The sequence below is a fragment of the Bacillus sp. 0909A genome, from assembly GCF_036765115.1.
In the GTDB taxonomy this organism is placed as follows: Bacteria; Bacillota; Bacilli; order Bacillales; family Bacillaceae; genus Bacillus; species Bacillus mojavensis.
Genome location: NZ_JBAIZU010000005.1, coordinates 119,955 through 131,917 on the forward strand (window position 1 = coordinate 119,955; position 11,963 = coordinate 131,917).

The 11,963-nt window shown below is 45.4% G+C and carries 14 protein-coding genes; 6 read left to right on the top strand and 8 right to left on the bottom strand.

What is annotated here, in order from left to right; translation table 11 throughout:
• The first annotated feature begins 18 nt into the window (after positions 1-18).
• On the top strand, positions 19-1,071 hold the full coding sequence (gene dctB / locus V6D42_RS17075; protein ID WP_333514032.1) for a C4-dicarboxylate TRAP transporter substrate-binding protein DctB: 1,053 nt from the start codon (positions 19-21) through the stop codon (positions 1,069-1,071).
• 84 nt (positions 1,072-1,155) lie between these two features.
• Entirely contained in the window at positions 1,156-1,977 is an 822-nt protein-coding gene (locus V6D42_RS17080) for a manganese catalase family protein (protein ID WP_010333090.1), read from the top strand.
• 41 nt (positions 1,978-2,018) lie between these two features.
• Here the strand turns inward: V6D42_RS17080 and V6D42_RS17085 are convergent, their stop codons facing one another.
• The 5 genes from V6D42_RS17085 to V6D42_RS17105 all read right to left on the bottom strand — a co-directional run bounded on the left by V6D42_RS17085 (position 2,019) and on the right by V6D42_RS17105 (position 4,699).
• On the bottom strand, positions 2,019-2,405 hold the full coding sequence (locus V6D42_RS17085; RefSeq protein WP_333514033.1) for a VOC family protein: 387 nt from the start codon (positions 2,403-2,405) through the stop codon (positions 2,019-2,021).
• Positions 2,406-2,542: 137 nt separating this feature from the next.
• Positions 2,543-2,905, bottom strand: a complete 363-nt coding sequence (locus V6D42_RS17090; protein WP_326204196.1) for a YdbC family protein — start codon at positions 2,903-2,905, stop codon at positions 2,543-2,545.
• Positions 2,899-3,240 carry a cupin domain-containing protein gene (locus V6D42_RS17095; RefSeq protein WP_333514034.1) on the bottom strand — a complete coding sequence of 114 codons (342 nt, stop codon included), beginning with the start codon at positions 3,238-3,240 and terminating at the stop codon, positions 2,899-2,901. The genes V6D42_RS17090 and V6D42_RS17095 overlap by 7 nt, the downstream gene beginning before the upstream one ends.
• Positions 3,241-3,379: 139 nt before the next feature.
• Complete coding sequence (gsiB, locus tag V6D42_RS17100; protein ID WP_010333086.1) at positions 3,380-3,751, bottom strand: glucose starvation-inducible protein GsiB; 372 nt, start codon at positions 3,749-3,751, stop codon at positions 3,380-3,382.
• Positions 3,752-3,880: 129 nt separating this feature from the next.
• Positions 3,881-4,699 carry an EcsC family protein gene (locus tag V6D42_RS17105; RefSeq protein ID WP_326204200.1) on the bottom strand — a complete coding sequence of 273 codons (819 nt, stop codon included), beginning with the start codon at positions 4,697-4,699 and terminating at the stop codon, positions 3,881-3,883.
• A 117-nt stretch (positions 4,700-4,816) separates the two neighbouring features.
• Between V6D42_RS17105 and V6D42_RS17110 the strand changes: the two genes are divergently transcribed.
• The 4 genes from V6D42_RS17110 to V6D42_RS17125 all read left to right on the top strand — a co-directional run bounded on the left by V6D42_RS17110 (position 4,817) and on the right by V6D42_RS17125 (position 7,492).
• Complete coding sequence (locus V6D42_RS17110) at positions 4,817-5,269, top strand: DUF2188 domain-containing protein (RefSeq protein WP_326204201.1); 453 nt, start codon at positions 4,817-4,819, stop codon at positions 5,267-5,269.
• A gap of 77 nt (positions 5,270-5,346) precedes the next feature.
• The gene (locus V6D42_RS17115; RefSeq protein ID WP_010333083.1) at positions 5,347-5,604 is read left to right on the top strand and encodes a GlsB/YeaQ/YmgE family stress response membrane protein; all 258 of its coding nucleotides are present in this window, start codon (positions 5,347-5,349) and stop codon (positions 5,602-5,604) included.
• Between the two features lie 232 nt (positions 5,605-5,836).
• Entirely contained in the window at positions 5,837-7,114 is a 1,278-nt protein-coding gene (locus tag V6D42_RS17120; protein WP_168746967.1) for an Nramp family divalent metal transporter, read from the top strand.
• 108 nt (positions 7,115-7,222) lie between these two features.
• The gene (locus V6D42_RS17125; RefSeq protein WP_010333081.1) at positions 7,223-7,492 is read left to right on the top strand and encodes a hypothetical protein; all 270 of its coding nucleotides are present in this window, start codon (positions 7,223-7,225) and stop codon (positions 7,490-7,492) included.
• Between the two features lie 214 nt (positions 7,493-7,706).
• Here V6D42_RS17125 and V6D42_RS17130 read toward each other — a convergent pair whose 3' ends face one another.
• The 3 genes from V6D42_RS17130 to kimA form a co-directional block, all read right to left on the bottom strand.
• Entirely contained in the window at positions 7,707-9,431 is a 1,725-nt protein-coding gene (locus V6D42_RS17130; RefSeq protein ID WP_333514035.1) for a pyruvate oxidase, read from the bottom strand.
• A 62-nt stretch (positions 9,432-9,493) separates the two neighbouring features.
• Entirely contained in the window at positions 9,494-9,946 is a 453-nt protein-coding gene (locus V6D42_RS17135) for an NUDIX hydrolase (RefSeq protein ID WP_333514036.1), read from the bottom strand.
• A gap of 55 nt (positions 9,947-10,001) precedes the next feature.
• A complete protein-coding gene (gene kimA / locus V6D42_RS17140; protein ID WP_168746966.1) occupies positions 10,002-11,825 on the bottom strand; it encodes a potassium transporter KimA in 1,824 nt (607 codons plus the stop codon).
• Positions 11,826-11,963 lie beyond the last annotated feature (138 nt).

The window sequence follows — 11,963 nt, forward strand, 5'->3', positions numbered from 1 at the left end:
ATAAAGGGAGGGCTTTTCGTGAAGAGTTTGCTTGCATGTCTCGGTCTGATGATCGCTGGAATTGCAACCGCTTTATTTATCGGATTCCATGATCATACCGGCAATAAAGAGATCGTTTATGATGACGACCAGGAAGGGCTGCAGGATCAAATTGTGTTTACATTCAGCCATGTCGTTGCTGAAAATACGCCAAAAGGGCTGGCCGCCAATAAATTCGCTGATTTGGTGAACGAAAAATCAGGCGGGAAAATAAAAATTGAAGTATTTCCGAATGGAAGCCTGTACTCGGACATTGAAGAAATTGAAGCATTGCAAAACGGCGATGTTCAATTTATCGCCCCCTCCACTTCGAAGCTCGGCATGCTCTCTCCTGAATGGGGGGTGCTGGATCTGCCGTATGCATTTACAGATTACAATGCCGTCAAAAAAGGGCTGAACGGAAGCATCGGCACACAGCTGTTTGATTCTCTAAAGAAAAACCAACTAAAAGGACTGGCCTATTGGACAAACGGCTTTAAACAAATCACGACAAATCAAGGGCCGGTCAAAACACCGGGTGATTTAAAAGGGCAAGATTTGCGCATTATGCAAAGCGATGTGATAGAGGATCAGTTCAAGCTGCTTGGCGCAACGCCTCATCAGGAATCCTTCAATTCTACCTTTCAGCTGTTAGAAAACAATATAGTCGATGGCGAAGAAAATACAATCTCAAACATCTATTCTAAAAAATTTTATAATGTTCAGGACTATTTGACAATAAGCAGCCACGGTTATCTCGGCTACGCTGTCATGACTGATGAACATTTCTGGAAGGCGCAAACACCAGAAACACGGCGTATTTTGACTGAAGCGATGAAGGAGACGACGGAGTGGAATGAAACGTATGCCGAACAAATGAACAAGGAACAGCTGGAAGAAATTAAAAAGAATTCTACTATACATATTTATGAGCTGTCAGATAAAGAGAAAAAAGAATGGATGAAGCGCCTTGATCCTGTTTACCGGCAGTACGAGCCCATCTTCGGCCGTAATCTGATTCAGGAGCTTTTGGAGCTGCGAAAAGATTCATAGTTCCCATCTCGATACGCTGTGTTTCGTTTATCTTTCATACGATCGGAAATATAAAAAGAGACAAACGAAAAAGGAGATGGGTACATGTTTAAGCACACAAAAATGCTGCAGCATCCTGCTAAACCAGATCGTCCAGATCCATTATTCGCTAAAAAAATGCAAGAAATTTTAGGCGGGCAATTCGGAGAAATTTCTGTTGCCATGCAATACTTATTTCAAGGCTGGAATACAAGAGGAAATGAAAAATACAAGGATTTGCTGATGGATACGGCAACTGAGGAACTCGGGCATGTTGAAATGATCGCTACGATGATCGCCAGACTTCTTGAGGATGCCCCGCTTGATCAGCAGGAAAAAGCCGCTGAAGATCCGGTCATCGGCTCCATCCTGGGCGGCATGAACCCTCACCATGCCATTGTATCAGGACTTGGCGCCATGCCGGAAAGCAGTACAGGCGTACCTTGGAGCGGCGGCTATATCGTAGCAAGCGGAAACCTGCTGGCAGACTTCCGCGCCAATCTGAATGCGGAATCACAAGGCCGTCTGCAGGTCGCACGCCTGTTTGAAATGACGGATGACAAAGGCGTCAAAGATATGCTCAGCTTCCTGCTGGCGCGTGACACGATGCACCAAAACCAATGGCTCGCCGCCATTAAAGAATTAGAAGCACAGGAAGGCCCGATTGTGCCGGGGACATTCCCGAAAGCACTCGAAAAACAAGAGTTCTCGCATCAGTTGATCAATTTCTCTGAAGGTGAAGAAAGTGCCGAGCAAAACTGGTTGAAGGAGAAAGCGCCAGATGGAGAAGCCTTTGAATATGTGAAAGAAGCTAAAGCGTTTGGAGAAAAACCGGAGTTAAAACCAGCACCGCCTTTTGTTCATGATACACTTCCAGGACGTGAGTAAAGACACTATCATAAAAAGGATAGATCATCATTAACCGTGATCTATCCTTTTTTGCGCGTTGTATGCCACTCAAGCATCTCCAGACGATTGCCAAATGGATCTGAAATATAGAATCTGTCCGCTCCCGGAAGTTTATTGTCCTCAACAATTGCAATTCCATTTAATTTTACATGTTCTTTTAAGCCTTCTATATTCAAAACCTCAAATGCAGGGTGTGCTTTTTTAGCCGGGACAAAAGGTTCTTCTATCCCGATATGCAATTGTCTGTTCCCAAAAGTGAACCAGACTCCGCCCCGGGCTTTTAACTCATCTGGTTTTTCAATTTCCTTAAAGCCTAATATCCCGCCGTAAAATTGTCTTGCAGCAGTTTCACAGCCTTTAGGAGCCGCAAGCTGAATATGGTCAATTTCATGAAAATGAAAAGTCATCCGAATTAATCCCCCTGATTGTACAAGTGAATGCCATTTTCTTCATTCTAATTCAATCAAAATAACAGGAGAATATCTTTATTGTTATTATAAGCGATAAAATCAGCTTATCCTCTTTTTTTGAGGGCGATTTCCCATCAATAAGCTTTTGTCACGGTCCATCCAGGCTCGTATTCAATTTCCCGGTTCTCAAATAAGAAAGCGACCCCCTCTGCATCAACCTGGGTAAGCGCCACTTCTATTGAATATAACGTAGCCTTTTGCCCAATTTCTTCATAGATAACGTCATGTTCGTTCTCCATAAAATGATCATAGGCAGCTCTGTTTTCCCAAACGCTGATGATTTCTGCGGTGAATAGCCCATCTGCTGTTTTCCGCCATCCGCCGGTCTGTTTGATGAAGCCATTTACATGTGATAGTGCTCCCCACTGTGACTGCGCGTTTGCAAATGCTTTAGCATTTGAAGCGTCTACTTCACATACAATCCTTTTAATCAGCATGGCAATTCCTCTATCATGACTGTTTTCGCTTGTATATGCTCGATACAGAGATTCACCGTTCTGACGTAAGAGCGCGTGCGGTGAACCGTTCCTTTTGGGATCAGCAGGCTGTCATTCGCTTTGAGTACCGCGGTTTCTTTGTTCTTAAAATCGATCAGCAGCTCACCTTCAAGAACAATGAATAATTCATCTGAGTCAGGGTGATGGTGCCAGTCATATTCTCCTGTAAACACAGCGAGGCGCACACAGTGGTCGTTGACCTCTGAGATTGAAAAATTGGCGTGTTTTTCTTTGACTTCATTAGCGATGGCGAGCACATTTTGCATCTCGGACATTAGCGAAAACCCCTTTTTTTCACTTATTGTACCGCAATACTGGCATAAATTGAGAAAATACCCAAAATAAAAAGCGATCCAGCTGCTGCGCCGGATCGCTTTTTATCTACAGGTTGTCTGCCTTTTATGCTTTACTTAGTTAGTCGTTGTCGCGGGCATTTCCGCCTTTTGAGCCAATTTCTTGGTAGAATTCCTTATCATGATTTTTGCTTGTCGCTTCTCCGCCTTTACGGCCGATTTCTTGATAGAATTCTTTGTCATGATTTTCACTAGTGGCTTCTCCGCCTTTTTCACCGATCTCTTGATAGAACTCTTTGTCATGATTCTTGCTAGTGGCTTCTCCGCCTTTTTCGCCGATTTCCTGATAGAATTCTTTGTCATGGTTTTTGCTAGTGGCTTCTCCGCCTTTTTGACCAATCTCTTGATAGAATTCTTTATCATGGTTTTTGCTAGTCGTTTCTCCGCCTTTTCTACCTGCTTCTTCTCTGCTCATTTTGTTATCTTGTGCCATTTTGAATTCCTCCTTTAATTGGTGTTGGTTGTTGTATTCCCGCTGTCATTTCTTTTAAACAAACAAAACACATTGGGTGTGTTATGACTGAAAAAAGCAGACGGAACGCGGTGCCCGTCTGCTTTTCTTCTATTCATGATTCTGTACTGTTTCTTTGAGCCGCTCGAGGATGCGCCGCTTTTTATAGAGCATCATGCCTGTTTCGGTAATGTCATTTAATGTCGAGCGATTGGCTGCCGCGCCAAAGACCATACCCGCGATCGGCACCATTTGAAAAAGCTTTTTCCAGCCAAAGGTGTCACGGTAGCCTAAAACCACTTCCCGCCAGCCTTGGACTTGGGAAGCGACATTCTTATATGTACGGTCCTGATCATAGTCTTTTAATTCTTTCAGAATGGATTTTTTACCGACAACATCTGCTGAAGTAAGCTGCAAACATTTTACGATGAAGACCCGCTCTTTTTTCTCCTTTGGATTATAGCCATAGGCCACTGCGATATCCTGCAGCGTTTTTAATGATAAACCGAGCACAGCCGGAATGTCTGCCGCCAGTGTAAATACGCCGCCTACACCCGTGGTTGCTCCCTGAACGGTTGCAGCATTGATTCTGTTTTTGCCCATCGCTTCAGCAACATCATCCATAACAGCCAGAGGCGCTTTCTGTACGTCATCCAGTGATTCAAAGGTTTGCTCGGGCAGTTTCTTTTGAAACGTTTTGATAATCTGTTTTTCCGATGTCAGGTACTGACCTCCAGTCTGAACAAAGGTGCCCACCTCATCCAAAAGCTTGCCGATCTTTTTCTGAATGAATTCCGGCGTCAGCTTGTCCAGCAGCTGAAACGGGAGACGGCTGAGTTTTTCCCAAAACCAGACTTTTTGCTGCTCCTTTTCCCATTTCTCTATTTCTTTTAATTGCTGATGTAAGTCTTCTTTTCGTTCTGTTGTCACCCAACTCGCACTTCCCTTCCGTTTTTCTACTATATAGTATACCTTCATTTTTCTCTAAAACGTTTTTATTTTTCACCTGCGGGTACCCTTTTTATAAAAGCAGAAGGAGTGATGGAAATGCCTTGGTCTATGAAGAATTACCCCGCTTCACTGAAAAATCTCGAGAAGCCTGTGAAGAAAAAGGCGATTGAAATCGCGAATGCCATGATTGATGAAGGCTATGAGGACGGACGCGCCATTCCGATTGCGACGAGCAAAGCAAAGGAATGGGCGGAAAACGCCTCAAAAAAGGAAATTGACGACTTTCTCAAACATGATGATGAAACAGAACGCGATGAGGAGGCAAACGATGACGCCAGACCCGAGCTGATGAATAAGGCGGAACATGTCATTAAGCATAAAAATGGCTGGGCCGTCAAAGCTGAGGATGCCAAACGTGTATCTGACATCAAGGATACGAAAACAGAAGCAATTGAAAGGGCAAAGGAAATTGCTGAGCATAAAGGCACAAACGTAATTGTTCATTTGGCTGACGGCAGTGTACAGAGAAAGATAAAAACAGACTCATAAGCAAATATGCTTTTGTACGTTTCGGATTTGTCTAGAACGGTTATTGATATATAAATCATTAAGGAGAGGTGAATATCATGCTTAGCTTTTTGGTTTCATTAGTTATTGCTATCTTAATTGGACTAATCGGAAGCGCCATTGTCGGCAATCGCATGCCTGGAGGAATCTTCGGTTCGATGATTGCAGGTCTGATCGGCGCATGGATCGGGCACGGCCTGCTCGGAACTTGGGGACCGAGCCTTGCAGGATTTGCCATTATTCCGGCAATTATCGGGGCAGCGATCTTCGTATTCTTACTGAGCCTCGTATTCCGCGGATTGCGGAAGGAAGCCTAAATGTTAGATTATTCAGGAGGCATCGTTTCATACAGAAACGATGTCTTTTTATGTATGGACCCTTATCAGATGCCCTACATATCATGTTACATAACAGGGAAAAATTTAAGAGTAATTTTTGATCATCATTGGTTGACAAGAAATCGGGATGGTCATATGATGTAGATAAAATAATTTGGTTTAAGGAAACTCTTTGTTGTATGGCAAAAACAATTAGAATTCAGGTGAGTACATGATGAATAAGGACATCACAGCACAATCTCCCCGTTCCAAAGCAGTCCAAGATGCGCTTGACGGGAAAAGCAGAGGATTCAGAGGACTACTGCCTTTTTTAGGCCCGGCGTTTATTGCAGCTATTGCCTATATCGATCCCGGTAACTTCGCAACAAATATATCAGCTGGTTCTAAATATGGATATATGCTGCTATGGGTGATTTTATTTTCTAATATCATGGCGCTCTTGATCCAATCACTCTCCGCCAAACTTGGTATCGCGACAGGCAAAAACCTGCCTGAGGTCGCTCGTGAGGAATTTCCTAAGCCCGTCTCTATCGGCTTATGGATTCAAGGCGAGCTCGTCATTATCGCGACTGATCTGGCGGAATTTATCGGAGCTGCGCTGGGACTGTATTTGCTGTTTGGCATCCCGATGCTCGAAGCGTCTATTATTGCGGCGATCGGCTCTTTCGCGATTTTGGAGCTTCAGCGCCGCGGTTATCGTTCACTTGAAGCCGGTATTGCCGGCATGCTGTTTGTAGTGGTCATCGCCTTTGCGCTGCAGACCTTTTTCGCAAAGCCTGATGCCGTCTCAGTGATGAAGGGGCTTTTCGTTCCGACATTTCACGGGACCGACAGCGTTCTTCTTGCCGCAGGGATTCTCGGCGCAACCGTTATGCCGCACGCCATTTATTTACACTCTGCCCTCACACAGCGGCGGGTTGTCGGCAAAACAGATGCCGAACGGAAGAAAATCTTCAGATTTGAATTTATTGATATTTTAATAGCGATGCTGATTGCAGGGGCTATTAATGCGAGTATGCTGATTGTGGCTGCAGCATTATTCTTCAAAAACGGGCTGTTTGTCGAGGATCTTGATGTCGCGTTTCAGCAGTTCGGTCATCTTGTCAGCCCTGTTTCAGCCGTGCTATTCGGAATTGGCCTGCTGGTTGCGGGCCTGTCCAGTTCGTCTGTCGGAACACTTTCAGGCGATGTGATTATGCAGGGATTTATCAATTACCGCATCCCGCTGTATGTACGGCGGTTCATCACAATCATTCCGCCGATCTTGATCATCGCATCAGGCGTCAATCCGACGTCGGCTCTTGTGCTGAGCCAGGTGGTTCTTTCCTTCGGCATTGCCTTTGCCTTAATTCCGCTTATTATGTTCACAAGCAATAAGCGGATTATGGGTTCGCTGATCAATGCCAAATGGGTAACAGTTGTTTCTTGGCTGATCGCTGTACTGATTGTTGCTTTGAATGTGTTTTTGATCGTCGATACGTTCCGTTAGAAAAAAAACCGGCTGATAGAGCCGGTTTTTAATTTTGGCTTCAAAGCTCATTGATATCATTTTTTACAGAAATTTGTTATGATAGAAGAAAAAATCGGAGTTTTGATAATGTCAGTATTTATTCTGTTTTATTTGTGGATTGTACCTATTGTAATCGGAATTTTATGTTCTGTTATCGCTTATAAATCAACAGGTAAAAAAATGAGAATCGCGCCTGGCATCGCCATGGTGGTGCTCAGTATCATTTCCTTAATTACCGCTTTTACAGCCGGTGGCGCTAATTTTCACGTGTTTATCGGCGGCATGTTTTTATTCGGCACTTTATTAGTTGGTTCTGCTTTTCCTTTCTTTTTTGGGCTTTCGAAAAAAGGGAAATAAGCTTATAGAGACATTAATTTTGAATGAAACAGACAAGGACAAATGCGCTGATCTTTTTGCTTTAAAAAGCAGATGCATTTGTCCTTGTGTCCGTTTTGGGCACGGCGAAAATGTTGATCCCATTAAGTATACGAGGCATTTTAAAGGTTCAAACAACCGATTTTATGATTCAATAAAACCCAAAAAACAGGGGCCTTCCCGGGCCCCTGTTTTTTTAGAATAACCGTTTTAAGCTCTTCTTCAATGACGGCATTTCGATTTTTTGGTTTTCGAAGAAGTTTTTCAGCATGTATTTGCTGAAGCCTTTTGCCTGTCCATAGGTGATCTTGCCGGGCAGCGGCGGTTCATTTCCGATCATGACGTCAACAACGACCGGCTGATCGGAGTGAAGCGCCTCATGAAAGGCCGGCGCAAGCTCTTCCGCTCTGGTCACCTTGATGCCTTTTGCTCCGCAGCTTTCTGCAAATGCGGCATAGTCAACATTCTGAAGTTTTGTGACATAGTCGATGTTGCCTTTGACCTGCTGTTCATATTCAATCATGCCGAGATTTTCATTGTTTAAAATAACGACAGTAATCGGGAGCTTGTATTTGACTGCGGTCGGGAGATCCTGCATGACCATGGAAAAGCCTCCGTCACCGCAGACTGCGATGGCCTGGCGCTCCGGTTCAGACAAGCTCGCCGCTATAGCTCCCGGCAGGCCGCAGCCCATTGTCGCAAGCCAGCTGGAAACGATGAAATCCTGGTTCGCGTTCATTTTGAAATGCCGCGCCATCCAGACGGTGACAGTGCCGACATCTACAGACAGCACCGCGTCGTCTGCTGCTGCTTCCTGAAGACGTGCGATGACCTGCTGGGGTTTAAGCGGTGTTGTCGCCTCAGTTTCATCTTTTTCGATTTCGTTCCACCAATGCTGCATATGTTCAGTGCAGGCATTTAGGAATCTTCGGTCTTCCTTCCGTTCAATATACTCCGTCAGTTCGCGCAGACCGAGAGCCGAGTCACAGACAAGCCCCGCTGTTACCGGATATCGTTTGCCGATTTTCGCCGGGTCTGAGTCAAGCTGGATTGCCGGTGTGTCTTCCGGCAAGTAATCACGATACGGGAACGAGGTGCCGAGCATGATTAACAAATCGCATTCTTCCATTGCCTCATAGGCCGGTTTTGTCCCAATCTGCCCAAGGTTACCGAGAAAGTGCGGGTGCTTATCGGGAACAACGCCTTTTGCGGGGAGCGTGACGACGATCGGCGCCGCTGCTTTATCCGCAAATTCCAGCAGCTCCCGCTTCGCCTTTTTCATTCCCTGTCCCGCCAAAATGATCGGCTTTTTCGCCTTGTTAATGTATTGCGCGCATGTCACAAGCTGTTCTTTTTTCGGTTCAAGATTCCCTTCCATATACAACGGTGATGTATAAACGGGTTCCCGTTTGATTTTCTCCGCAAACAAATCATCTGACACACTTAATACCGCAACGCCTTTTTTACTGTAGGCAGTGCGGATCGCCTGATTCAACAGATCCGGCAGTGACTCCGCGCTATGTACCTCCCTGTTAAACACTGCCACGTCTTCAAACATTTGCTCAAGCTTAATCTCCTGAAAATAGTCCCGCCCGACTTCACCTGAGGAAACCTGACCTGCAATCGCAAGCACAGGGGCGCCGTCCGCTTTTGCATCGTATAAACCGTTCAATAAGTGCACCGCACCCGGCCCTGCAATTGACAGGCAGACACCGATCTTGCCGGTGAGTTTTGCCTCAGCCGCGGCTGCCAGCGCTGCCACCTCTTCATGGCGGGTTTGGATGAATTCCAATTGATTTCTTTCGTGTCTGAGTTCCTCAATAAATTCGTTAATGCTGTCTCCGGGGATGCCGTAAACATGATCAACTCCCCATTGTTCAAGCAGTTCTGTCATTGTTTGTCCTGCTGTTTTGTGTGCCATGCCGTATCCTCCTTTTTCCTTTTTCAATACCACAGGGGGAGTCGTTTAAAACCCGGAGGCAACTATCGCTTGCTGTATTTCCTTCTGAACAGGTCTAGGGCCGCCAAAAAACTGTTGTCCTTGACGGTACACTCGATGCCCGCGGCGCCGTTTAGAAAATCTCCGATTTGCATTTTCCGGTTTGGCACCATCAAAAGCGGCAGACGCTCTGGCGAAAACCACTTCAAACCGGCCGTTTCCATGCTGTTTTCTATCGCTTGTCCGCCTGTTATGTTCCCTGCAAACACATCCTGTTCGTCCTGAAACTTAGGTCTTTGATAGATACCCAATTTCCCGGAAAGCTCTATCATATATCCCGTTTCTTCCATTACCTCCCGGATTGCCGCTGCCTCCGGGGTTTCTCCTGATTCAACCCGTCCGCCCGGCAAATCCCATAAAGGAACGTCTTTTCGTTTGACCAGCAGAATTTGCCGCTTTGCGTTTGTCACTATAACAAATGCCCCTTCCGTATACATCGCCATTCCCCCTTTATTTAAAAAAGACCAAGGGATGTCCCTTGGTCTGAGCTGCTTACTTTTTAAAATGATACGGCAATGTGGCAACGATTATGTCCTTTTTCCAGAACAGCCGGACTCTCAGCAGGAACGCTGACTGGTTGTGCAGAATGGTGTGCCAGCGTTTTTTTGTTATAAACTGCGGGAACAGCACCATGACAGAAAACTGTTTCTTCTTTGCTTTTGCTTCAACAGTTTCCAAAAACTTATCAAACGGATGGATCAAGCTTCTGTACGAAGAGTGAAGCGTGACAAGACGCACTCCATTATCCAGCTCTTCCCAGCGTTTTTCCACTTTCTTTTCCTGCTCTCTGTCAAACGATACGTGAACGGCAATGACCTGATCTGACAGTGACTTTGCGTATTGTATGGATTTTTGCACGACGGTCGTGACACCGGCTACAGGCACAATCACGACCGTACCTTTGATTTCTTCCGGCTGTTTGTTTACGATACGAAGCTGCTCACCGACAGCCGTATAGTGATTCTTAATCGCAAAAAACAAAAAAACGACGATCGGCATAAAGATCAAAACAGGCCATACGACATTAAACTTCGTGACAAACAGGATGGACAGAACCATAAACGATATCAATGCGCCGCAGGAGTTGATCAGCATTTTTCCAATCCAGCCTTTTGGTTTTTGTTTGATCCATTTGATGCACATTCCTGTTTGCGAAAGCGTAAATGGAATAAACACACCGACCGCGTATAGCGGGATTAAGTGCTCCGTCTGTCCTCCAAATAACAGAATCAGCACAATTGAGGCAACGCCTAAAAAGATAATTCCGTTTGAGAAGCCTAAGCGGTCGCCTCTTACTGTAAACATGCGCGGCATGTACTGGTCTCTCGCCAAATTGAAGGCAAGCTGCGGGAAAGCTGAGAAACCCGTATTCGCCGCAAGGACCAAAATTAACGATGTCACACCCTGAATGACATAGTAAAACACATTTCTTCCGAAGGTATCCGACGCAATTTGTGAAATGACCGTTTCATTCGGTTTCGGAGCCGTCCCGTAACCGTATGCAAGTACTGTGATACCGGCAAACAGAACCGCAAGCAAGATCCCCATCATAGCCAACGTTCTCGCCGCGTTTCGCGCAGGCGGGTTTTTGAAGGCTGGAATCGCGTTGGAGATCGCTTCAACTCCGGTAAGCGCGGAGCAGCCGGATGAAAAAGCCTTTAGCAGCAAAAACAGCGTAATGCCGGCTACCGGTGTGCCGATCGGTGTATGGTGGACAGGCTGATCGATTTGCCCTGTCATAAGCTTAAATAAACCAACGGCAATCAGGATGAAAAGAGCCGCCACAAACAGATAGACCGGGTAGGCAAGTATTGATGCTGATTCTGACAGCCCCCGCAGATTTAAAATCATAATTACTAAAACCAGCAAAACAGCAATGGGTATATGATAATCATGCAGTGCCGGAAACGCCGAGGTGATGGCGTCCGTTCCTGCGGAAATACTTACTGCTACAGTTAATATATAATCGACGAGCAATGAACCGCCTGCAATCAGCCCGGGCTTTTCGCCGAGGTTTTCTTTTGATACAACATACGCCCCGCCGCCCTGCGGATAAGCGTAAATAATTTGCCTGTATGAGAGAATCAGCGCGAGCAGCAAAATGAGTACGCCGACCGCTATCGGAATGGAATACCAAAATGCAGCAGCGCTTACCGCCGCCAATATGATAAGAATTTGTTCCGTTCCGTAAGCGACAGATGATAAAGCATCTGAGGAGAGCATGGCAAGTGCCTTTAATTTTGTCAGTTTTTGTTCTCCTGCTGCTTGTGATTTTAACGGTTTCCCAATCAAAAAACGTTTGATGGAATGATACATCGATGTCTTCCCCTTTTAATTTCATTTTCATTAAAACAATAAACCATCCGCATCTGTTCTCACATTTTATAATAGTCCTTTCTGCTATGATGTCTCTGTATGCGATTTACATTCTGAAAATTGAACAGCAAAAAACAC

What these genes read in the sequence shown, in the direction of transcription:
- V6D42_RS17080 (WP_010333090.1), top strand. Translation starts at nt 1,156, where the DNA reads ATGTTTAAGCACACAAAAATGCTGCAGCATCCTGCTAAACCAGATCGT.
- V6D42_RS17085 (WP_333514033.1), bottom strand. Translation starts at nt 2,405, where the DNA reads ATGACTTTTCATTTTCATGAAATTGACCATATTCAGCTTGCGGCTCCT.
- V6D42_RS17090 (WP_326204196.1), bottom strand. Translation starts at nt 2,905, where the DNA reads ATGCTGATTAAAAGGATTGTATGTGAAGTAGACGCTTCAAATGCTAAA.
- V6D42_RS17095 (WP_333514034.1), bottom strand. Translation starts at nt 3,240, where the DNA reads ATGTCCGAGATGCAAAATGTGCTCGCCATCGCTAATGAAGTCAAAGAA.
- gsiB (WP_010333086.1), bottom strand. Translation starts at nt 3,751, where the DNA reads ATGGCACAAGATAACAAAATGAGCAGAGAAGAAGCAGGTAGAAAAGGC.
- V6D42_RS17110 (WP_326204201.1), top strand. Translation starts at nt 4,817, where the DNA reads ATGCCTTGGTCTATGAAGAATTACCCCGCTTCACTGAAAAATCTCGAG.
- V6D42_RS17115 (WP_010333083.1), top strand. Translation starts at nt 5,347, where the DNA reads ATGCTTAGCTTTTTGGTTTCATTAGTTATTGCTATCTTAATTGGACTA.
- V6D42_RS17120 (WP_168746967.1), top strand. Translation starts at nt 5,837, where the DNA reads ATGATGAATAAGGACATCACAGCACAATCTCCCCGTTCCAAAGCAGTC.
- V6D42_RS17125 (WP_010333081.1), top strand. Translation starts at nt 7,223, where the DNA reads ATGTCAGTATTTATTCTGTTTTATTTGTGGATTGTACCTATTGTAATC.
- V6D42_RS17130 (WP_333514035.1), bottom strand. Translation starts at nt 9,431, where the DNA reads ATGGCACACAAAACAGCAGGACAAACAATGACAGAACTGCTTGAACAA.
- V6D42_RS17135 (WP_333514036.1), bottom strand. Translation starts at nt 9,946, where the DNA reads ATGTATACGGAAGGGGCATTTGTTATAGTGACAAACGCAAAGCGGCAA.
- kimA (WP_168746966.1), bottom strand. Translation starts at nt 11,825, where the DNA reads ATGTATCATTCCATCAAACGTTTTTTGATTGGGAAACCGTTAAAATCA.